Origin of the sequence: Xanthobacter sp. SG618, assembly GCF_012932745.1 — a bacterium.
Lineage (GTDB): Bacteria > Pseudomonadota > Alphaproteobacteria > Rhizobiales > Xanthobacteraceae > Xanthobacter > Xanthobacter flavus.
This window is the reverse complement of record NZ_JABBHL010000010.1, coordinates 171556-191771: the sequence shown is the minus strand read 5'-3', so window position 1 is coordinate 191771 and position 20216 is coordinate 171556. Positions and strand designations below refer to the sequence as shown.

The following is a 20216-nucleotide window of genomic DNA, read 5'->3' as shown; positions in this document are numbered from 1 at the left end:
GAACACGACGAAGCCTGCCGGCCGTAGCGCCCTTTGAAGTCGATGCATCGGATGGCCGACCCATCTGCGCTCAGCTGAGCAACGCTCAATTTGACTGGCTCTGCTTCGGCTGGGTGCTCTTTGAACCACCACCCTTGTCCTGAGCATTCTTGTCCTGGGCACTCTTGTCCTGGGCACTCTTGGGCTTGGAGCCGATGGTCTGGCCGGTCTTTGCCTGGCCGTTTGTGGACTGCCCGCCCTTCTCGGCCGCGCCCTTGGTAGCCGTTCCCTTCGCATCCGTCCCTTTGGCAGCCGTGCCTTTGCCTTGAGCGGCTTTCCCCGCCGCGGCACTGCCCTTGGGCGCAGGCGCCGGAGCACTCTCCGGCTCGGTCTCGGCAGTCCCAGCGGCAGCAGCCGCCTCCTTGTCCGCCGCCTCCTTGTCCTCAGACGCCCCGCCAGCTCCGCTTTCGGCAGACGCCGCCGGAGCATTCGCCCCCGGCTTATCCTTGCGCGAGGCCACAGCCGAACCTGCGTCGAGGTTCCAGTGACAGAGCTTGAAATCGTTCCGGCGCTGGGCGAGGTCCACATGGATGTGGTCCTCGTGATAGCCGTCGGAGCCTGGGCCGAGCACCGTGGCGAAGCGGGTGCAGGCGCTGTCCTTCATGGACGCGCGCAGCGCCGTCGGCAGGCCACCCTTCGCCACCGTCCACACACGTCCGTCGCCCAGCTCGAAGCCGCCCACATCCACCGCATTGCCGCGGCCGTGCTCGCTCATCTTGGCGCCCGCCACGCGGTTGCGCGGGCGACAATTATAGGAATCGGCGATGCGGATCGCCGACAGCACCCCGCCGGCCGCAGCCACGGCGGGGGCCAGCGCCTCACTCATCCACGCCGCGGCTGCCACGGTCATTTCACATCGTGAGATCGCAGCCGGTTTCAGCGGAATCATCCGTCCATCAGCGAGCCGCACCGCGGTCAGCCTAACCGGGATGAACGTGCCGCAGACTGGATTGGGAGAGAGGGACGTCTCGAGGCTGGCCTCGATCACGCCTTCCGCCACCAGATCGGCGCAGGCGGCAGGCATCACCATGGGACCTGCCGGCACCGAGGGCGCGACGATGGGGGGTACGGCCGATGGAGAGGCCCCCCTCGGGCCGCCTGGGGCTAACGCTGCGTCGGGCGCCGTCTCCCGCGAGGCCACCTGCGGCCGCGGCGGGGGCCGTGCGGGATCCCGCACGAACCCATCGGCCGTGCCAATGTCCACCGGTCCCTCGGGCTGCGCCGCACTCTGCCCCTCGGTCTCCGCCTCGCTGTCCTCTTCCGCCAGTTCGGGCGGTCGTCGGGGTGGAAGCGGTGCCGGGCGCAGGGACGGGACCCGCGCAACGACGGCAGAGGACGCCTTCATGTCCTTGGGCTTGGTGGGTGGCAGCGGGGTCGCCGCGCTTGCTGGGCCGGGCGCTGTGAATGCGGCGAAGCCGATGCACATGGCAACCGGCAACCCGGCCATCCACGGCACCGCCCTCCGCAGCGCTGCATCGGGCTTGGTCTGGCAACGGCTCGGAACGGCGGGTCGTCTGGATGACATGCACGTGATACTAAAGACGTCCTCCGCCGCGGTCGAGCCGGCCTGCGGGGGCCCCTCCCCGCCCAGCGAATGAACCCATGCAGGATCTGACCGCGCTGCTTTTCGACAAGGACGGCACCCTGGTGCACTTCGACCGCACCTGGGGCCGAGCGGCCGGTGCAGTCATGCGGCAGATGGCGCGCGATGACGCCCATGCCGTCGCCCGGCTGGAGGCGGTGAGCCATTATCTCCCCGACGAGGAGCGCTTCCTGCCCACCTCGCCCCTCGTTTCCGGCTCGTCGGCCCATTACGGCCCGCTCTGGGCTCATGCTCTGGGCCGCCCCGCCGACGGCGACTTCCTTGCGGAGATCGATCGCCTGTTCGCGGCCGAGGGGCTCGCCAACCTCACGCCCATCGGCCATCCCGCCCGGGCGCTACAGCGGTTGAAGGCGGCGGGTTTCGCCCTCGCCATCGTCACCAACGACGCCGAGGAGAATGCTCGCCAGCAGGCCGAGGCCCTCAGCTTCCTCGACCTTCTCGATGCAGTTCACGGCTACGATTCCGGCTTCGGCTCCAAGCCCGGCCCGGGAATGGTGGCGGCGTTCGCCGCGCGGTTCGGCCACCGCCCGGACGCCATGGCGGTGATCGGCGACAGTGCCCACGACCTCGCGTCCGCGCGTGGAGCGGGCGCGCACTTCATCCTCGTGCGCAGTGGCCCGGCACCGGTGGACGATCTCGTCACCGACGCAGACCTCGTGGTGGACAGCGTGGACGACCTGCCCGATGTCCTCCTCGCCTCGGGGGGCAAAGCCTCTTCCCTCGCCGGCGAAAACGCGGTCTAACCAACCGGCAACGGCGCAGAACGCGCACCACAGGCCGCAGGATGATCAGACGCCGGCTTTACACCGAGGAGCGCTATTCGCCTCTGGCCCGCTGGAGCTTCCGGCTGGCGCTGTTTTCGGTGCCGGTGGTGGCACTGGCTGCGCTGCTCTATCGCGCGGGCATGCTCGACTTCCAGCCGGCGATCGCCACGCTGGGGGCTGGCCTTGTTCTGGCCCTCGTCGCTGCCGCCATGGGCATCGTCGCCTTCTTCATCACCTGGGAGACGGGGTGGCTGGGTATCGGCCGCGCCATCGCCGCCGTGGCCATCGGCGGGCTGGTCCTGGCTGGTCCTGCCGCCGTTCTCGCGCGTGGCATGATGCTGCCGAAACTCACCGATATCGCCACCGACCCCACTGATCCGCCCCGCTTTCGTGCCCTCATGCTCGCCCATCCCCGGGATGCCAACGGCCTCGCCTTCGGTGGGTCCGCGGCGGCCGAGGCCCAGCGTATTGCCTATCCCGGCATCAAGCCGGTCGACCTCACGGCAACACCGGAGGAGGCGTTCAATACGGTCCTCGCCCTGGTGCAGAAGCGGCGCTGGCACATCCTCGATGCGATTCCCCCGCGCGGAACCAGGCGCGACGGGCAGATCGAGGCCGTGGCCGTTTCACCCGTCATGGGCTTCCGCAGCGACGTCTCGATCCGCATACGTCCGACCGCGAAGGGGGCGCGGGTCGATGTGCGCTCCTCGGCGCGCTACGGCATCCATGACCTCGGCACCAACGCCCAGCGCATCGAGGCGCTGATGGCGGACCTGGCGGCCGAGCGTCGGCGGCGCTGAGTCTCAGACCGCAGATGGCGCCAAAAGCGCGGCGGCGGCCGCCGCCTCGTCCGGTGCCAACGGCTCCACCAAATTCGGACCTTCGTTGCGTACGGAATTAACGTCGGTAGAAACCGGGGTCAGGCGAAGCGCTTCACCGGGGTAGGAGCGCATCAGCGCTGCGCCCTCCTCCCCCTCCAGCCAGGCCGAGATGTCCGTGTCGGGCAGGATCACCGGCATACGCTCGTGCAGGGGGCGCAGGCGTTCCGTTGCCGGGCAGGTGAGGATGGTGAAGGTGCGGAGCCATTGGCCGGTGCCGGGATCCTTCCAGCCGTCCCACAGGCCGGCGAAGGACATGGGAGAGCCATCGGCGCGGGAAATGACGAAGGGCTGGCGCCGCTTGTCCACGGCCTTCCATTCATAGAAGGCGTCGGCAGGAACGATGCAGCGGCGCCGGACCCGCCAGGCGGCGCGGAAGGTGGGCTTTTCGGCAACAGTCTCCGAGCGTGCATTGATGAGACTGGCGCCGCCGGATGGCCCCTTGGCGAAAGACGGCACCAATCCCCAGCGCAACAGATCGAGATGGCGTCGCCCCGTCTCCGGATTTCGGCGGACCACCATGAGATCCTGTGTCGGCGCCGCGTTGTAGCGGGGCGGGACGTTGGGCAGAGGCGACAGCGTCGGATCAACCCCGAACAGAGCGGCAAGGGCCGCCGGGGGCGTCAGCTGGACGAACCGCCCGCACATGGCTGCCGTCTCTCGCGTCAGGCCGCCCGGCGGAATCGGCCAGTGATGGCTGCCGTTCCGTCGGTGACGACCCGGCCGCTGGCCACCAGATGCTCGAGATGCGCCAGAACAGTGAGCGATGCCGCCCCCACCAGCCGAGGATCGAGGCCGATATAGATGCCCCGCACCAGATCGGGAATCGTCTCCACCTCGCGATCCAGCGCACGCAGGATCGCGGCCTCCCGCGCCACGCGATGGGCGAGGTAATCCCGCACGAACGCCGGGGCGTCGCGCACGGGCCCGCCGTGGCCGGGGAGGTAGACCGCCTCGGTGCGTGCCGCGAAACGCTCGAGCGATCGGATGTAGTCGCCCATCGAGCCGTCCGGGGGCGCGACGATGGAGGTGGCCCAGGCCATCACATGGTCGCCGGAGAAGATGAGATCTTCCTCGGCCAGCGAGAAGGCCATGTGATTGGCGCAATGGCCAGGGCTGGCGATGCCGGTCAGCGTCCAGCCCTGGCCAGCGACCGCCTCGCCGTCGGGCAGGACAACGTCCGGTCGAAAATCCATGTCGGCGCTGGCGTCCAACGGGTTCACTTCGCCGATGGCGAGCGGGCGGGCGGCACGATGTTGCCCTTCCGCAACAGTCGGCGCACCTGTGGCGGCCTGAATGGCGCGCGCCGCGGGGGAATGGTCGCGATGGGTGTGGGTGATGACGATGTGGCTGACGGTCTCGCCCCGGACCGCATCGAGGAGCGCGGCAATATGAGTGGGATCGTCCGGCCCTGGATCGATGATCGCCACCGTACCTCTGCCCACGATGTAGGAGCAGGTTCCGGTGAAGGTGAAGGGCGAAGGATTGGGCGCCACGATGCGCCGGACAAGCGGCGTCACCTGATCGAGGCGGCCGGCTGGAACATCGAAGCTGCGGTCGAAGGCGATTTCGTCGCTCATGGGGGCAACGCTAGCCCAGTTGAGGCATCAGCGACAACCGCGGCGGTGGCGGGCTCCGGCGGATCGGTGCGTGCTGATGCGCTTGGATGGGTCGGAAACGGCGGCCCGGACCGGAACTGGCTCGGGTCTCCAAGCCGAGGCCGCGCAGGCAAAAGAAAAGCCCGCTGCCGAGGCAGCGGGCTTCGCGATGAAGCAGAGCTTCGATCAGAACTTGTAGTTCACACCCGCGCGGAACGAGTTGAACTTGGAGTCCGTGCTGGCGCTCAGGCCGGGCGCGATCGCAACGGCGTCCACGCTCGCAGAGCCGAGGTCGACGTAGAGGTATTCGGCCTTGAACGTCCAGTTGTTGGTGATGGCGAACTCGCCGCCGGCACCGATGGTCCAACCCCAGTTGGTGCTGGACTTGTCGAACACCTGCACGCCGAGGACCGAGGCAGAGGTCGCGGTCTTGCCGTAGGCCACACCACCGGTGATGTAGGGCAGGAACCGGTCGATCGCGTAGCCGAGGCGGGCGCGGATCGTGCCGAAGTAGTCGATGGTGGTGCCAGCGCTCACGACCGGCAGGCCGAGCACGGAGGCGCTGACGTTGCCAGCGATGTTCGACCACTGCAGGTCGGTCTCGATGCCGAGAACGACGTTGTTGGCGAACTGGTAGTTGTAGCCGATCTGGCCACCGGCGTAGAAGCCGGAGGAGTTCAGGCTGGCCGAGGCGACCGGGGAGCCGAAGTAGTTGACGTCGTAGGTGAACGAGTCACCGCCGTAGCCAACGTTGCCACCGATGTAGAAACCGGTCCAGGAGAACACCGGGACAACGGCCACCGCCTTGACGGGATACTTCGTCGCCAGGTCAGCAGCCGCGGCCGGAGCCGAGAGCGCCGCCAGCGCGACAGTGGCGAGAAGGAACCGCTTCATGACCAAAACCCCCTTGCTTGGGTAACTCGTGCTTTGGGCGAAATCGTCGGCAGCTGCGGAGAGCCACGAGTCGTTTCGTCCAGTGAGGTTTATTTAGCAGGGGTCTCGCCGGAATGCCGTAACATTCTTGCCACAGTCACCTCAAATCAGCACAACCCGGAGCCAAATTCCTAGTATGCTACCGCTACATAGGGGTGATGCCCGCCCCTTCGCCGCCTATCGGCCTTCTCACCGGACCCAAAAGGTAAATTGTTCGTAAAAACAACGGCCTTCAAGCCGTTCTCATGGGCCCGAACGTAGACTGGGTTCGTTGGTCCCGAAGGAGGACGCCATGCAACTTTACCGATTCCCCCCTTTCGCGCGGTCGGTCGCGGCCGGGGCGGCGCTCGCCATAATGACCTCCGGCGCCGCATGGGCGCGGCCCGACAGCCTCACCATGACATGCGCTGCGGCGGCCAGAATGGTCGCCTCCAATGGCGCCGTGGTCATAGGCACGGGGCCCAACATCTTCGACCGCTACGTGAATTCCCTGCGCTACTGCTCCGGCTTCGAGCAGCTGAAGCCGGAATGGATCAAGACGAAGGACAATCCGCAATGCTTCGTGGGCTATACCTGCTACGTGCCGACCCGGGAGAATTCCTTCCGGTGAGGAACGACCGGCCGGAACCGTCTGTCGTGAAGGAGGATGCCGTGAAGACTTGCACCACCCGCCGGGTCCGCCCGGCTCTCGGCCTTGTGATTGTGGCCGGCCTTGCCGCGCTCGCGGGGCCGGCGGCGGCGCAGACGCAGAGCCGCTCCTTCACCTGCAACCAGGCCGCGGCCCTCATTCAATCGAAGGGCGCCGTGGTGCTCGCCACCTCCCCCACCCTCTATGATCGCTACGTGCGCGACCGGACCTTCTGCGTCTATGACCAGGACACCCGTCCGGAATGGGTGCCGACGCGCGACAATCCCCAGTGCTTCATCGGCTACAGCTGCTACGTCCCCTATCGCGATGGCGGGCGGCGTTGACTTTGGATGCCCGAAAATCCCGGTAGCCGAACGCAAAAAGGCCGGGCATTTGCCCGGCCTCGATAGGGTCAAAAAGCGGCACCCCTTCAGGCGATGCCGCGCTCCTTGAGCACCCCCTCGATCTCCTCCAGCACACCGGCATCGTCGATGGTGGCGGGCACGGTCCAGGGATCATGGTCGGCGATCTTCTTCATGGTGCCGCGCAGGATCTTGCCGGAGCGGGTCTTGGGCAGGCGGTTCACGGTGACCGCGAGCTTGAAGGCCGCCACCGGCCCGATGCGGTCGCGCACCAGCCCCACCAGTTCCTTCTCGATGACATCCGGTGCCCGCCGCTCTCCGGCCTTGAGCACGACGAAGCCGCACGGCACCTCACCCTTCAGCTCGTCCTTCACGCCGATGACGGCGCACTCAGCCACGTCCGGATGGGAGGCGAGCACCTCCTCCATGCCGCCGGTGGACAGGCGATGGCCGGCAACGTTGATGATGTCGTCGGTGCGGCCCATGACGAAGACATAGCCGTCATCGTCCAGGAAGCCGGCGTCGGCGGTCTTGTAGTAGCCGGGGAACTCGGCGAGGTAGCTTTCGGCGAAGCGGTCGTCCTGCTGCCACAGGGTGGGCAGGCAGCCGGGAGGCAGCGGCAGTTTCACCACGATGGAGCCCATGGTGCCGGCGGGAACGGGCTTCGACGCTTCGTCCACAATCTGGACGTCGTAGCCGGGCATGGGCACGGTGGGCGAGCCGAGCTTGATGGGCAGCAGGCCGAGGCCCACGGGGTTGGCGGCGATCGCCCAGCCGGTCTCCGTCTGCCACCAGTGGTCCACCACCGGCACCTTCAGCTGCTCCTGTGCCCAAACCACGGTATCGGGATCGGCCCGCTCGCCGGCCAGGAACAGGGTGCGGAAGCGCGAGAGGTCGCGCCCGTGCTTCAGGAGGCAGTCGGGATCCTCCTTCTTGATGGCGCGCAGCGCGGTCGGCGCCGTGAACAGCGCGACGACGCCATGCTCCTCGATCACACGCCAGAAGGCGCCCGCATCGGGTGTCCCCACCGGCTTGCCCTCGTAGACCAGCGTGGTCGCGCCCAGGATCAACGGGGCATAGACGATGTAGGAATGGCCAACCACCCAGCCGATGTCGGAGGCGGTCCAGAACACCTCGCCGGGCTTGATGCCGTAGAGGTTCTTCATGCTCCAATCGAGCGCCACCATGTAGCCGCCGGTGTCGCGCACGACCCCCTTGGGCTTACCGGTCGTGCCGGAGGTGTAGAGGATGTAGAGCGGGTCGGTCGCCAGCATGTCGGCGCAGGGGGCGCCCTTGCCCGCTGCGGCCGCGGCATCCACCGCGGCCTGCCAGTCGAGATCGCGGCCCTCCACGAGCGTGCCCGGCCCCTGGGTCCGCTGCAGCACGAGGCAGCGCTCCGGCTTCACCGCCGACATGGAGATGGCGAGGTCCAAGAGCGGCTTGTAGGGCACGACACGGTTCGGCTCGATGCCGCACGACGCCGCAAGAATCACCTTCGGCTCGGCGTCCTCGATGCGGGTGGCGAGCTCCTTGGCCGCGAACCCGCCGAACACCACCGAATGGATCGCCCCGATGCGGGCGCAGGCCAGCATGGCGCAGATCGCCTCCGGCACCATCGGCATGTAGACGAGCACCCGGTCGCCCTTGCCGACGCCCATGTCCTGCAGCACGGCCGCAAGGGTCGCCGTTTCCTTCAGCATCTCGCCATAGGTCAGCGTGCGCTTGGTGCCGGTGACGGGGCTGTCATAGATCAGCGCCGCCTGATCGCCACGGCCGGCCGCGACGTGGCGATCCAGCGCGTTGTGGCAGACATTGCCCACCGCATCGGGAAACCAGCGGCCGTAGACGCCGGCGTCGGCGTCGAAGATGGCCTGCGGCGGCCGGGCCCAGTCGATGCCCCGGGCGGCCTCGGCCCAGAAGGCGGATGGATCGGTCTTCCAACCGGCATAGGCCTGCGCGTAGCGGCTCGCGCCATCAATGGACATGGACGTCTCCCTCAAGGGTCTTCTTTGGCCCGGTAGTGCCGGGACCGTTTTTACGGCGCAAGCTCGCACAAATGCGTAAGACGTTTGTCGCCCGGGTCCGCAACCACATGCTGCGAACTGGTACTTTGGTATCGGGCTCGGCCGATTGCTTCGCCCTGCCGCCCTCGGCTAGGTTCGCGCTCCAATTCGACCGGAATCCCGGCGCGAACACAAGCTTTCGGGCGAGAGGGGGACACGATGGCCGGCATCTACGACCAGGATCTCGAACGGAACGCAGCCAATTTCCAGCCGCTGACACCTCTCGGCTTTCTGGAGCGGGCGGCGAGCGTGTTCCCGGACCACACCGCCATCCTGCACGGGAAGTTGAAGCGCAACTACCGCGAATTCTATGCCCGCAGCCGGCGGCTTGCCTCGGCGCTGGCCAAGGTGGGCGTGGGGGTGGGCGACACCGTTGCGGTGATGCTGCCCAATGCACCGGCCATGCTGGAAGCCCACTACGGCGTGCCCATGGTGGGCGCGGTGCTCAATTCGCTGAACACCCGGCTCGATGCCGCCATCCTCGCCTTCACCCTCGACCACGGCGAGGCGAAGGTGCTCATCACCGACCGGGAATTCTCTCCCGTCATCAAGGCGGCCCTCGCCCTCGCCGTCCGCAAGCCGCTGGTCATCGACTATGACGACCCCGAGTTCACCGGCGCCGGCGAGCGTATCGGGGTGATGGAATATGAGGATTTTCTCGCCACCGGCGACGAGGACTTCGCATGGAAGACGCCGGCGGATGAATGGGACGCCATCGCCCTCAACTATACCTCCGGCACCACGGGCGATCCGAAGGGCGTCGTCTATCACCACCGCGGCGCGCATCTGCTGGCGGTCGGCAACGTGGTGACGTGCGGGCTGGGCAAGCATCCGGTCTATCTGTGGACGCTGCCCATGTTCCACTGCAACGGCTGGTGCTTCCCCTGGTCTATCACGCTGGTGGCCGGCACCCATGTGTGCCTGCGCCAGGTCCGGGCGAAGGCCATGTTCGACGCCATCGCCGACCACAAGGTGACGCACATGTGCGGCGCGCCCATCGTGATGTCCACGCTGCTCAACGCGGCGGAAGCGGACAAGCGCCCCTTGCCCAGCCGGGTGGAATTCATCACCGCCGCCGCCCCGCCGCCGGAGGCCGTGCTCGCCGCCATGCAGGACGCCGGCTTCAACGTGGTACATGTGTACGGCCTCACCGAGGTCTACGGCCCGGCGGTCGTCAACGACTGGCACGCGGAGTGGGATGCGCTCGACGCCAAGCAGCGGGCCTTCCTCAAGTCCAGGCAGGGCGTGCGCTACAGCGCGCTGGAAGCCCTCGACGTGATGGACCCTGAGACCATGGTTCCCGTCCCCGCCGACGGCGAGACCCTGGGCGAGGTCATGTTCCGCGGCAACGTGGTGATGAAGGGCTATCTGAAGAACCCCTCGGCCACCGAGAAGTCCTTCGCGGGCGGCTGGTTCCACTCCGGTGACCTCGGGGTGAAGCATCCCGACGGCTATATCCAGCTCAAGGACCGCTCCAAGGACATCATCATCTCCGGCGGCGAGAACATCTCCTCCATCGAGGTGGAGGATGCCCTCTACAAGCATCCGGCGATCGCCGCCGCCGCCGTGGTGGCCAAGCCCGACGAGAAGTGGGGCGAGACACCCGTTGCCTTTGTCGAGCTGCGCGACGGCATGAGCGCGACGGCCGAGGACATCATCGCCCATTGCCGCGCTCATCTTGCGGCGTACAAGTGCCCCCGCCACGTGGTTTTCGAGGAAATCCCCAAGACCTCCACCGGCAAGATCCAGAAGTTCCGCCTGCGCGAGCTGGCCAAGGAGGTTTGAGGAAAGATGTCCGATATCGAAGTCCGCGACGCCAATGGCGCCGTCCTGAAGGACGGCGACAATGTCACCCTCATCAAGGACCTGAAGGTGAAGGGCACCTCGGTGACCCTGAAGCGCGGGACGCTGGTCAAGGGCATCCGCCTCACCGGCGATCCCGAAGAGATCGACTGCAAGGTCGAGAAGGTGAAGGGCCTCGTGCTGCGCACGGAGTTCGTGAAGAAGGCCTGAGCGCGTCACTTGGACAATGCGCCAAGTCCAGTGCGGCCCATTTCGGGAGGACTGGTCAGGCTCCGCTTACGTGATTGCCCGATGACCCGGGGTTACAGACACGATTTGCAATCCTGTCTGTAACCCCGCCTCCCCCTGCCCCACCGGCACCTTTCCAATCCTTCATCCTGCGGCCATGGTTCAGCCATGCGCGGAGGTTCAATGCTTGCCGCGAAGCCCCTTCCGGAGAGCCCGGCCTTGCGCCCCCTTCTATCCCTACTCGGCGACATCCGCCGCCTCGCCGTGCCGTATTTCAAGAGCGAGGAACGCTGGATCGCCATCGGCCTCCTCGCCGCGGTGATCGCTCTGGAGCTCGCCTGGGTATTCGCCACGGTGATGCTGAACGAGTGGAATGTCGCGTTCTACAACGCCATACAGGAGAAGGACTTCGCCGCGTTCAAGACGCAGATCCTGATCTTCTGCGCCATCGCCGCAGGCGCCATCGTGGTGGCAGTCTACCAGATCTACCTGAAGCAATGGCTGGAGGTCCGCTGGCGGCGCTGGCTCACCCGGCGCTATCTCGCCGCGTGGCTGGGTGACGACGTGCACTACCGGCTGCGGCTCGGCGGCGATGAGGCTGACAATCCCGACCAGCGCATCGCCGAGGATGTGCAATCCTTCATCAGCCGGACCATCTCCGTGGGCGTCGGCCTGCTTGGCACCGTGGTGTCCCTCGTCTCCTTCTCCGTCATCTTGTGGAATCTGTCCGGCTCACTGCCGCTGAACCTGTTCGGGCGGGAGCTGAACGTGCCGGGCTACCTGTTCTGGGCGGCGCTGATCTATGCCGCGGGCGGAACGCTCCTCGCCCATTTCATCGGCCGCCCACTGGTGAAGCTCAATTTCGAGCAGCAGCGCTATGAGGCGAACTTCCGCGTCGATCTCGTGCGGGTGCGCGAGAATGGCGAGCAGATCGCCCTCCTGGATGGCGCGCAGGCCGAAGAGCGCAAGCTCGAGGGGCGGTTCTCCCACATCTTCGGCAATTTCGTCGAGCTGATGAAGGCGCAGAAGCGCCTCACCTGGTTCACCGCCGGCTACAACCAGATCTCAACCATCTTCCCCTACGTGGTGGTGGCGCCGGCCTATTTCTCCGGCCAGATCCAGCTCGGCCAGCTGATGCAGACGGCGAGCGCCTTCTCCTCGGTACAGGGCTCGTTCTCCTTCTTCATCTCCAGCTATGTGACGCTGGCGGAATGGACTTCGATCGTGCAGCGGCTTACCGGGTTCGAGAAGGCCATTGCGGCGGCGCAGGCGAGCCGTCCCACCGAGAGCCTCGCCTCCCTTCCCGCCACCAAGGCCCTGGCGCTGCGCGGGCTTGATGTGCGCCTGCCGGGCGGCGCGCCGCTCATCGCCACCGACGAACTCCATATCGCGCACGGGGAATGCGTGCTCATCACCGGCCCTTCCGGCGCCGGCAAGACCACGCTGCTGCGCGCCATCGCGGGTATCTGGCCCTATTCGACGGGCTCCGTGCATCGGCACGCGGAGCATCGCCTCATGGTGCTGCCGCAGAAGCCCTATGTCCCGGCCGGGCGGCTGGATGTCGCCCTCGCCTATCCCCGCCCCGTCGCCGATGTGCCGCGGGACCAGATCGCCGAAGCCTTGACCGCCGTCGGGCTCTCAGACCTCGCCGGGCGGTTGGATGCGGAAGCCCTGTGGCCGCACGAGCTCTCGCTGGGTGAGCAGCAGCGCATCTCCATCGCCCGCGCGCTGCTGGAAGCGCCCGAGGTGCTGCTGCTGGACGAGGCCACCTCCGCCGTCGACGAGGCGACCGAAGCGGCGCTCTACCGCCTGCTGCGGGAGCGTCTGCCGGAGAGCACCTTCATCTCCATCGGCCACCGCAACACCCTCGTCGACCTGCATGACCGGGTGCTGCATCTCCATGGCGAGGAGACGCCGCGAATGCTGGGGCCGGCCGCGCCGCCGGCGCTCAAGGCGGTGTGAGGGCAGGCGGGCGCGGGACGGGGCGAGACGGTCGGTCCTTGCCCCTCACCGCGCGCGTCAGCTAAGTCTGGTGTTGCAGTGCATCAGGCTGCCCAGCTGCCCCGCCCCGAGGTCCCGCGTGACATCCGCCGAGCCCGCCCAGAAGCCCCGTGACATCGTCTATTACGCCCTCGCCGCGCTGGTGGGCTTCATCGGGGGCGGCGTCGGCGCCGGCTTCCACTGGGCGACGGTCAAGGCCGGCGAGTGGCCGCTGCTGCTGCGTGAGCATTTCCAGGGTCCGGAGCTCTATGCCGCGCTCTCGGTCGGCGCCGCGCTGATGGTGGCGCTTGCGGTCTTTCTGGTGCGGCGCTTCGCGCCCGAGGCGGCGGGCTCCGGCGTGCAGGAGATCGAGGGCGCACTGGAGGGCCTGCGCGAGGTGCGCTGGAAGCGGGTGCTGCCGGTGAAGTTCGTCGGCGGCGTGCTGGCCCTCGGATCGGGGCTGGTGGCGGGCCGGGAAGGCCCGACGATCCACATGGGCGCCTCCATCGCCAAGGCCATTTCCGATGCCGCCGGCCTGAGCACCCGCGACAGTCGGGGCCTGCTGGCGGCTGGTGCCGCGGCGGGTCTGGCGGCGGCGTTCAACGCGCCGCTGGCGGCCATCCTGTTCGTCATCGAGGAGACGCGGCGGCAGTTTCCCTATGGGCTGCGGACCTATAGCGCAGTCATCATCTGCTCGGCGGCGAGCGCCATCGTGGCCCAGGTCATCGGCGGCACCGAGCCGGACATGCAGATGGATGTGGCCGCCGTTCCCCTGCACTTCTTGCCAGCATTCATCGGGCTCGGAGGGGTGCTCGGGGTGGTCGGGATCGCCTTCAACGCGGCGCTGGTCTTCTCGCTGGATGCCGCACGGGGACTGGCTTTGAAGGTCTCGCCCTATGTCCTGCCGGTGGTGGTCGGCGCGGCGGTGGGGCCGCTTCTGGTGCTGCGGCCGGAGGCGACGTTCGGGGGGGAGATGCTGGCGGTGTCGCTGCCGGGCATGGGATTGCCGGCGCTCACTTTGGCGGGGATCGTCCTGATCCGGTTCGCCATGACCATGGCGAGCTATTCCACGGGGATTCCCGGCGGTATCTTCGCGCCCATCCTGGCGCTGGCGACGGCTGTGGGCGTCTTGTTCGCGACCTTGCTCGGGAGCCTTTTTTCCCTTCCGCCCCAGATGCTTGCGGCTTGCGGGATCGCGGCGATGGGCGGGCTGTTCTCGGCCACGGTGCGGGCGCCGCTGGTGGGCATGGTGCTGGTGGCGGAGCTGACCGGGGCCTACGATCTCCTGCTGCCGACCATCCTCACCTGCGTCACCGCAAACCTTGTGGCAGAAGGACTCGGCGGCAAGCCGATCTACGAGGTGCTGCTCGACCGCACCCTGCGCCTCGCCGGAATGCCCCGCCCGCCGGAGCCGGAACAGGATGTCATCGGCGGCTGGGACGAGCGGGAGCGGCGGCCGCAATAGAGGCCGATATCGGCAGGTTCAGGTGGGGGTAGCACCGGGGGTATCGGCGGGACTCGGCACCGGTTCAGGTCGTGCCCAGTCCAAAATCGACACCCTCACGCCGCCCCCACCGAACGGTATCAAATTACATCCCTAGGCTCGCCTCTGGTCCCCGCTCCACATCGGGGCGGGAGGCATCGGGATGCGACACGGAGGACGCCCATGGCGGTGCGGCAGATCGTGAAGTTCCCCGACCAGCGGCTGCGGCAGCCGGCGGCGCCGGTGACGGCGTTCGACGCGGCGCTCGCGACGCTCGCCGCCGACCTCCTCGACACCATGCGCGCCGCGCCGGGCATCGGCATCACGGCGCCCCATGTGGGGGTGCTCGCGCGGGTGGTGGTGCTGGAGCTTTCCCCAGAGGAAGGGCCGCGCACCTACATCAATCCCGAGATCGTGTGGTCCTCCCCCGAGACGATCCGCCATGCCGAGGGCAGCGTCTCCATGCCCGGCGCCATCGAGGAGGTGGAGCGTCAGGCGCGCGTGCGGATGCGCTACCAGGATCTTGCCGGCGCCTTTCAGGAGGAGGAGGCCGAGGGACTGCGCGCCATCTGCCATCAGCACGAGTGCGACCAGCTCGACGGCATCTTCTGGCTGCAACGCCTGTCACGGCTGAAGCGGGAGCGGGTCATCCGCAAATACGAGAAGGCGCAACGTTCCGACGCGGGCTGATGACTCCGGCCATGCGGAAAGCGGCCTCCTCGGCCAAGCTTGTGCTTGCACATCCCCCGCCCATGCGCTCACTCTCACAGGAATATCCCTCCCCGGCGTTGCGGTTCGGGGCGGGCGGCTGGCCTGAAGGCGGGGCCGGAAGATGCGGGCGCGACGCGGGCGAAAGGCGGTTCACGGGCGAATCGGGACGCCGCAGGCATGCCTGCGGCAGCTCTTGCCCGCCCTCGCTTTGCTCCTCACGGCACTGTGCCTGACCTCTCCCGCACGCGCCAAGGATGAGCCCATCCGGCTGCAGGTGGTGGGCGGGCTCGGCGGCGTCACCCAGTTCACCCGGCTGGAACAGCCGTTCTGGGAACGCGAGATCACCGAGCGCACCGGCGGGAGGGTGGTCGCCACCATCATCCCCAACGACAGCGGCGGCTTGCGCGGGCAGGAGATGCTGCAGCTGATGCAGCTGGGCGTGGTGCCGTTCGGCACCGGCCTCCTCTCCGTGGTCTCGGCGGAGGAGCCGGAGCTCAACGCCGTCGACCTGCCCATCCTCAACCCGGACATGGCGACCCTGAAGAAGACGGTCACCGCCTTCCGCGTGCATCTCATCAACATCCTGCGCGACCGGTGGGATATCGAGCTGCTGGCCATCTATGCCTATCCGGCGCAGGTGCTCTTCTGTCGCTCCGCCTTCCGCGGCCTCGATGACATCGCCGGCCGCCGGGTCCGCACCTCCTCGGTGGCCCAGTCCGACCTCATGAAGGCGCTGGGGGCCATTCCCGTCGTGGTGCCGTTCGCGGATGTGGTGGATGCCGTGCGGCAGGGCGTGGTGGATTGCGCCATCACCGGCACCCTCAGCGGCTATGAGATCGGCCTCGGCGACGTCACCACCCATGTCCACAGCATGGCGATCAGCTGGGGGCTCTCCTTCTTCGGCGCCAACGTCAATGCCTGGCAGGCCCTGCCGACGGACGTGCGGGAGCAGATCCGAAGCAGCCTCGGCGATCTGGAAAGCCGCATCTGGCAGCAGGCCCAGGCGGACACCGCCCGGGGGCTCGACTGCAACACCGGCGCCATCGCCTGCGGCCGGCAGATGACCCATCGGCTGGCGGTGGTGCCACAATCCGAGGCCGACGCCGCCCGCCGCCTCAACCTTATCTCCGGGACCATCCTGCCGCGCTGGATCCAGCGGTGTGGCGCGGCTTGCGCCGATGCATGGAATGCCTATCTTGCGAAGCTGCATGATGCGACTGCAAAGGCCGAGTGATCGCAGTCGGCCGCTCAGTTCGGATGGAAGGGTATCCATCAGGACTACCCGCGGCGCCCTCGAGCCTGGCGAATGACGCCGACGATGATCTGGCACCGCCTCAAGCTCTCCGTCATTGCCGGGACCATCGTGATCTTGGGCCTTCTGGCTGTCGGGACCCTGCTGCTCGCCCATCGCAGCCTTGTCACGACGCGGCACGCCGCCGAGGCGGAACTCCAGCGCTCCGCCCAGGGCGTGGAAAACGCGCTGAACCGTCAGCTGCTGCAGATCCACGGTGCCCTCGCCGCCATCCGGCCGATGTTCGCCGCCGCCGGGGTCACGGCCTCCTCGCCCGCCGCCAACGAGCTGCTGCGCGGATTCAACCTGCAGACCATCGCCTATCGCGACATGATGCTGGTCGCCCCGGACGGCGCCATCCTCGCGTCGGCCCGGCCGCGTGGCGCGCTGCGCACGCTGCCCGTGGCCACCCAGCCCACCAGCATCCAGCCCGCCTCCATGGTCGGGCCGGTGGAGAGCCCGGTGAACGGCGACTGGTCGCTCTATGCCGTGCGGGCCGTCCCCGGCTGGGGCGGTGTGGTCGCCGTCGCCGACGTGCCGGTCCTGTCCCTCATGAAGATCCTGGCGGAGACCGGCCTCGCCCCGGGAACGCGCATCCGCATCGAACGGCCAACCGGCCAGTTGGTGGCCTCACTGCCCCATGACGAGCTGGCCATCGGCGAGTGGCGGCACGGTGCGCTGGGAACCCGGCCGCCCGACGGCAAGGCCTTCGTCGCCGCCAACGACAAAGGCGAGCCGGAACTCGCCGTGGTCCGGTCCTCCTTGCCCGGCGACCTGCGCGTGATCTTGACCACCGATCTGGCCGATGCCCTCGCGCCGTGGCGGCGCTTCCGCGATCGCCTGGCCGCAGCTGCCGCTCTGGGCGGCACGCTCGTGGCCGCCTTCGCCGGCGCCCTGCTCATCGCCCTGCGCCAGCGCGAGAAGGTGGATTCCGAGCGGGCCCGCGCCACGGCCGTGCTCGCCAATGCGGTAGAGGCCATGTCCGATGGCTTCGCCCTGTGGGACGGCGACGACCGGCTCGTCGCCTGCAACCAGCGCTATCGCGAGATGTTCGCCATCACCGCGCCTTTTCTCATCCCGGGTGCGCGCTTCCAGGACATCATGCGGGCGAGCACCCATGCGCAACAACTTCCGTTGCCCGGCCCGGTGACTGAAGAGGCCGTCGCGGAACGGGAGCGCTGGCATCGTCCCGAAAACAGTCCCGTCGAGCGACAAATGTCCACCGGGCGCTGGGTGCTGATGACCGACCGGCGCACCGCGGACGGCGGCGTGGTCGCGATCCGCACCGACATCACCGCGCTCAAGGCGGTGCAGGCGGAGCTGGCCGAGGCCAACCTGCGGGCCACCGAGGCCGCCGCCGAGGCGCAGCGCCAGAACATGGTGCTGATCGAGCGCGAGGGGCGCATCCGCTTCCTCGCCCACCACGACGACCTCACCGGCCTGCCCAACCGGGTGGTGTTCCGCGAGCGCATCGGCAAGTCGCTCCACCAGGCCGCCGAGCTGGGCGAGAAAATGGCCCTGCTCTATCTCGACCTCGATCGCTTCAAGGACGTCAACGACACCCTCGGCCATCCCGTCGGCGACGCCCTGCTGCGGACGGTGGCCGCCCGCCTCACCAATTGCGTCCAGGCCCCCGGCGCGGTGGCGCGCCTCAGCGGCGACGAGTTCGCCATCATCAGCATCGGGCCGCAGCAGCCGGAGGCGGCCACCGAGCTGGCCGGGCGCATCATCGCCCTGCTCGGGGAGCCCTATTCGGCCCTCGGCCACACCATCTCCGTCAGCGTCAGCGTCGGCATCGCCGTGGCCGAGGCGGCGTGGACCGACGCCGACACCCTGCTGAAGCAGGCCGACCTCGCCCTCTACCGCGCCAAGGCGTGGGGCCGCGGCACCCTGTGCGTGTTCGAGCCGGAGATGGACGTCCATCTGCGCGCCCGGCTGGAGATGGAGCAGGACCTCCGGCAGGCGCTGGCGCAGGACCAGTTCGAGCTGGCCTACCAGCCGATCTTCTCGGTGGTGACGGGCGCGATCACCGGGTTCGAGGCGCTGCTGCGCTGGAACCACCCGCGCCGCGGCCTCGTCGACCCCTCCATCTTCGTGCCGCTGACCGAGGATTCCCGCAGCATCGTGGAGATCGGTGCCTTCGCCATGCGGCAGGCTGTGGCCGACATCGCCGCGCTCCCCGGCGATCTGAAGGTGGCGGTGAATCTCTCGCCGGTGCAGCTCGCCTTCGGCGACATCATCGGCACGGTGGAGGCGGCTCTGCGCGACAGCGGCCTGCCGCCCGCGCGGCTCGAATGCGAGATCACCGAGACCGCCCTGTTCGAGAGCGAGCAGACCAGCCTCGCCGTGCTCCAGCGCCTGCGGGACTTGGGAGTGAGGATCGTCCTCGACGATTTCGGCACCGGCTATTCCAGCCTCAGCCGGCTGCGCCTGCTGCCCATCGACAAGATCAAGATCGACCGCTCCTTCGTGCTGGACGCCACCGAGGGCTCCGCCAGCGCCGCCATCATCGAGGCCGTCACCGTGCTCACCGGCCGGCTCGGCATCGCCACCGTCGCCGAGGGCATCGAGACCGAGGAACAGTGGGCGCTGCTCGCCCGCACCTCCTGCGCCGAGGCGCAGGGCTTCCTGCTCGGCCGGCCCCTCCCCATCGCCGAGGCCGCGGCGCTCGCCCGCGCCGGTGCCGGCGTGCCGGTGGCACTGGCGCAGCGCTTTTCCCCGCTGGCCTGACAGCGCGCCCCTACCCCGCCTTCCGATACAGAGTGGTGAGGATCACCATGGGGGAGAGCAGCGGCTGCGGCGCCGCGCGCATGCGCCGGCCCAGCGCCTCCATCAGCCGCACGGTGAACGCCTCGCGGAAGCCGGCATCGCGCCCGGGATCGAGCGCCGCCAGCAGCGAGGGCAGGAACGGCGCGCGGAAGAAGCCGAGATGCTTGTCCGCCAGCGCCGCCGCATCGCCATCCAACCCATAGGCCGGCCAGAACGGGTCCGGCATCTCCCGCGCCTCCTCGGCCACCAGCGTCAGCCCCGCGAAGGTGCCGTCGGCGAACGGGATGCGGGCGTCGGCGGCGGTGCGCTCGAACACGAGGATGGTCATGCGCCCGCGCTCGTCGGGCGTGAGGATGCCGCCGAGCGACAGTGCGTCCAGCTCCGCCTCCACCCAGGCCATCAGCACGGGGAAGGTGGTGGGCTCCGCCTCCGGCAGGCTCGGCTGCACCACCACGAGGGCGCCGCCCGGCTTCAGCTCCCGCCCACGGGCGGCGAGGAAAGCCCGCCAGTCCGCCGCCGCCTGCGCGGCGAAGGCGGCCCGCACCTCCGGTGCCGTCTGCCGCGGCCACACATGGCCGGCCGGCATCACCGGCGCATGGCTCATCCAGTGGGCGGCGAACGAGCACCAGCCGAAATCCACGCTGGCATCCGGCAGCACCTGCTCATGGAAGGTGCGCCCCACGGCGGACGCGAAGGCCCGGCCGTCGCGGCGGAGATAGCTTTCGGGATCGTCCCGCAGCAGCTGGAACAGGCCGGAGAAATCATTGCCCGGCTGGTCGGTGTGGACGACGCTCACCGGCACGTCCGGCCCCAGCTGGCGGCGCACATGGCCGAGCGCGAGCCCCATGGGCGCCAGCGAATTGCGCCCGGTGGCGCTGCCATAGTCGGCCAGCGTGACGGGGCCGTGCAGCCCCATCCCCTCGAACGCCCGGTCGATCAGCGGCAGCCCATGGGCGCCGCCCTTCGCCTGATGCTGGGCATGGTCATTGTAGAACCCGCCCCCCTGCATGGGCGCCGGGCCCGCAGCCCGCTCGTCATCCCCGGCCATCCTGGATCTCCCCTCCGGCGGAGGATGGCACATCC

Annotated in this window: 17 protein-coding genes; 11 read left to right on the top strand and 6 right to left on the bottom strand. The window is 68.4% G+C overall.

Annotated elements, in window-relative coordinates:
* Positions 1-85 precede the first annotated feature (85 nt).
* Entirely contained in the window at positions 86-1063 is a 978-nt protein-coding gene (locus FHT36_RS22710; RefSeq protein WP_246702401.1) for an extensin family protein, read from the bottom strand.
* Between the two features lie 578 nt (positions 1064-1641).
* On the opposite strand from FHT36_RS22710, the gene FHT36_RS22705 reads away from it, so the two are divergent.
* Together FHT36_RS22705 and FHT36_RS22700 are read left to right on the top strand one after the other, a co-directional pair.
* On the top strand, positions 1642-2385 hold the full coding sequence (locus FHT36_RS22705) for an HAD family hydrolase (protein WP_169124735.1): 744 nt from the start codon (positions 1642-1644) through the stop codon (positions 2383-2385).
* A gap of 41 nt (positions 2386-2426) precedes the next feature.
* On the top strand, positions 2427-3206 hold the full coding sequence (locus FHT36_RS22700; protein ID WP_169124734.1) for a DUF1499 domain-containing protein: 780 nt from the start codon (positions 2427-2429) through the stop codon (positions 3204-3206).
* A 3-nt stretch (positions 3207-3209) separates the two neighbouring features.
* Here the strand turns inward: FHT36_RS22700 and FHT36_RS22695 are convergent, their stop codons facing one another.
* The 3 genes from FHT36_RS22695 to FHT36_RS22685 form a co-directional block, all read right to left on the bottom strand.
* A complete protein-coding gene (locus FHT36_RS22695; protein WP_169124732.1) occupies positions 3210-3932 on the bottom strand; it encodes an SOS response-associated peptidase in 723 nt (240 codons plus the stop codon).
* Between the two features lie 17 nt (positions 3933-3949).
* Positions 3950-4864 carry an MBL fold metallo-hydrolase gene (locus FHT36_RS22690; protein WP_169124731.1) on the bottom strand — a complete coding sequence of 305 codons (915 nt, stop codon included), beginning with the start codon at positions 4862-4864 and terminating at the stop codon, positions 3950-3952.
* 204 nt (positions 4865-5068) lie between these two features.
* Positions 5069-5776 carry an outer membrane protein gene (locus FHT36_RS22685; RefSeq protein ID WP_024280865.1) on the bottom strand — a complete coding sequence of 236 codons (708 nt, stop codon included), beginning with the start codon at positions 5774-5776 and terminating at the stop codon, positions 5069-5071.
* A gap of 331 nt (positions 5777-6107) precedes the next feature.
* Between FHT36_RS22685 and FHT36_RS22680 the strand changes: the two genes are divergently transcribed.
* Both FHT36_RS22680 and FHT36_RS22675 read left to right on the top strand, forming a co-directional pair.
* Positions 6108-6425 carry a hypothetical protein gene (locus FHT36_RS22680; protein WP_169124730.1) on the top strand — a complete coding sequence of 106 codons (318 nt, stop codon included), beginning with the start codon at positions 6108-6110 and terminating at the stop codon, positions 6423-6425.
* 41 nt (positions 6426-6466) lie between these two features.
* Entirely contained in the window at positions 6467-6787 is a 321-nt protein-coding gene (locus FHT36_RS22675) for a hypothetical protein (protein WP_348644550.1), read from the top strand.
* An 86-nt stretch (positions 6788-6873) separates the two neighbouring features.
* Here FHT36_RS22675 and FHT36_RS22670 read toward each other — a convergent pair whose 3' ends face one another.
* Positions 6874-8790, bottom strand: coding sequence for a propionyl-CoA synthetase (locus FHT36_RS22670; RefSeq protein WP_169124729.1), 1917 nt, complete (start codon positions 8788-8790; stop codon positions 6874-6876).
* Between the two features lie 237 nt (positions 8791-9027).
* On the opposite strand from FHT36_RS22670, the gene FHT36_RS22665 reads away from it, so the two are divergent.
* The 7 genes from FHT36_RS22665 (at position 9028) to FHT36_RS22635 (ending at position 19094) form a co-directional block, all read left to right on the top strand.
* Entirely contained in the window at positions 9028-10653 is a 1626-nt protein-coding gene (locus FHT36_RS22665; protein WP_169124728.1) for an acyl-CoA synthetase, read from the top strand.
* Positions 10654-10668: 15 nt separating this feature from the next.
* Positions 10669-10881: an alkylphosphonate utilization protein gene (locus FHT36_RS22660; RefSeq protein ID WP_024280870.1), complete on the top strand. Its 213-nt coding sequence runs from the start codon at positions 10669-10671 to the stop codon at positions 10879-10881.
* Positions 10882-11118: 237 nt separating this feature from the next.
* The gene (locus FHT36_RS22655) at positions 11119-12861 is read left to right on the top strand and encodes an ABC transporter ATP-binding protein/permease (RefSeq protein WP_246702385.1); all 1743 of its coding nucleotides are present in this window, start codon (positions 11119-11121) and stop codon (positions 12859-12861) included.
* Positions 12862-12979: 118 nt separating this feature from the next.
* The gene (gene clcA, locus FHT36_RS22650) at positions 12980-14344 is read left to right on the top strand and encodes a H(+)/Cl(-) exchange transporter ClcA (protein ID WP_348644549.1); all 1365 of its coding nucleotides are present in this window, start codon (positions 12980-12982) and stop codon (positions 14342-14344) included.
* 201 nt (positions 14345-14545) lie between these two features.
* Positions 14546-15052: a peptide deformylase gene (locus tag FHT36_RS22645; protein ID WP_169124725.1), complete on the top strand. Its 507-nt coding sequence runs from the start codon at positions 14546-14548 to the stop codon at positions 15050-15052.
* A gap of 214 nt (positions 15053-15266) precedes the next feature.
* Positions 15267-16307, top strand: coding sequence for a TRAP transporter substrate-binding protein (locus FHT36_RS22640; RefSeq protein ID WP_246702384.1), 1041 nt, complete (start codon positions 15267-15269; stop codon positions 16305-16307).
* A gap of 72 nt (positions 16308-16379) precedes the next feature.
* Complete coding sequence (locus tag FHT36_RS22635; RefSeq protein WP_169124722.1) at positions 16380-19094, top strand: EAL domain-containing protein; 2715 nt, start codon at positions 16380-16382, stop codon at positions 19092-19094.
* A gap of 10 nt (positions 19095-19104) precedes the next feature.
* On the opposite strand, the gene FHT36_RS22630 is transcribed toward FHT36_RS22635, so the two are convergent.
* Entirely contained in the window at positions 19105-20181 is a 1077-nt protein-coding gene (locus FHT36_RS22630) for an SAM-dependent methyltransferase (protein ID WP_169124721.1), read from the bottom strand.
* Between the last annotated feature and the right edge of the window lie 35 nt (positions 20182-20216).

Excerpts from the sequence above, each read along its gene's own strand:
- FHT36_RS22680 (WP_169124730.1), top strand. The coding sequence starts at position 6,108 with ATGCAACTTTACCGATTCCCCCCTTTCGCGCGGTCGGTCGCGGCCGGG.
- FHT36_RS22645 (WP_169124725.1), top strand. The coding sequence starts at position 14,546 with ATGGCGGTGCGGCAGATCGTGAAGTTCCCCGACCAGCGGCTGCGGCAG.
- FHT36_RS22635 (WP_169124722.1), top strand. The coding sequence starts at position 16,380 with ATGACGCCGACGATGATCTGGCACCGCCTCAAGCTCTCCGTCATTGCC.
- FHT36_RS22700 (WP_169124734.1), top strand. The coding sequence starts at position 2,427 with ATGATCAGACGCCGGCTTTACACCGAGGAGCGCTATTCGCCTCTGGCC.
- FHT36_RS22710 (WP_246702401.1), bottom strand. The coding sequence starts at position 1,063 with ATGCCTGCCGCCTGCGCCGATCTGGTGGCGGAAGGCGTGATCGAGGCC.
- FHT36_RS22665 (WP_169124728.1), top strand. The coding sequence starts at position 9,028 with ATGGCCGGCATCTACGACCAGGATCTCGAACGGAACGCAGCCAATTTC.
- FHT36_RS22705 (WP_169124735.1), top strand. The coding sequence starts at position 1,642 with ATGCAGGATCTGACCGCGCTGCTTTTCGACAAGGACGGCACCCTGGTG.
- FHT36_RS22670 (WP_169124729.1), bottom strand. The coding sequence starts at position 8,790 with ATGTCCATTGATGGCGCGAGCCGCTACGCGCAGGCCTATGCCGGTTGG.
- FHT36_RS22685 (WP_024280865.1), bottom strand. The coding sequence starts at position 5,776 with ATGAAGCGGTTCCTTCTCGCCACTGTCGCGCTGGCGGCGCTCTCGGCT.
- FHT36_RS22695 (WP_169124732.1), bottom strand. The coding sequence starts at position 3,932 with ATGTGCGGGCGGTTCGTCCAGCTGACGCCCCCGGCGGCCCTTGCCGCT.
- FHT36_RS22690 (WP_169124731.1), bottom strand. The coding sequence starts at position 4,864 with ATGAGCGACGAAATCGCCTTCGACCGCAGCTTCGATGTTCCAGCCGGC.
- FHT36_RS22630 (WP_169124721.1), bottom strand. The coding sequence starts at position 20,181 with ATGGCCGGGGATGACGAGCGGGCTGCGGGCCCGGCGCCCATGCAGGGG.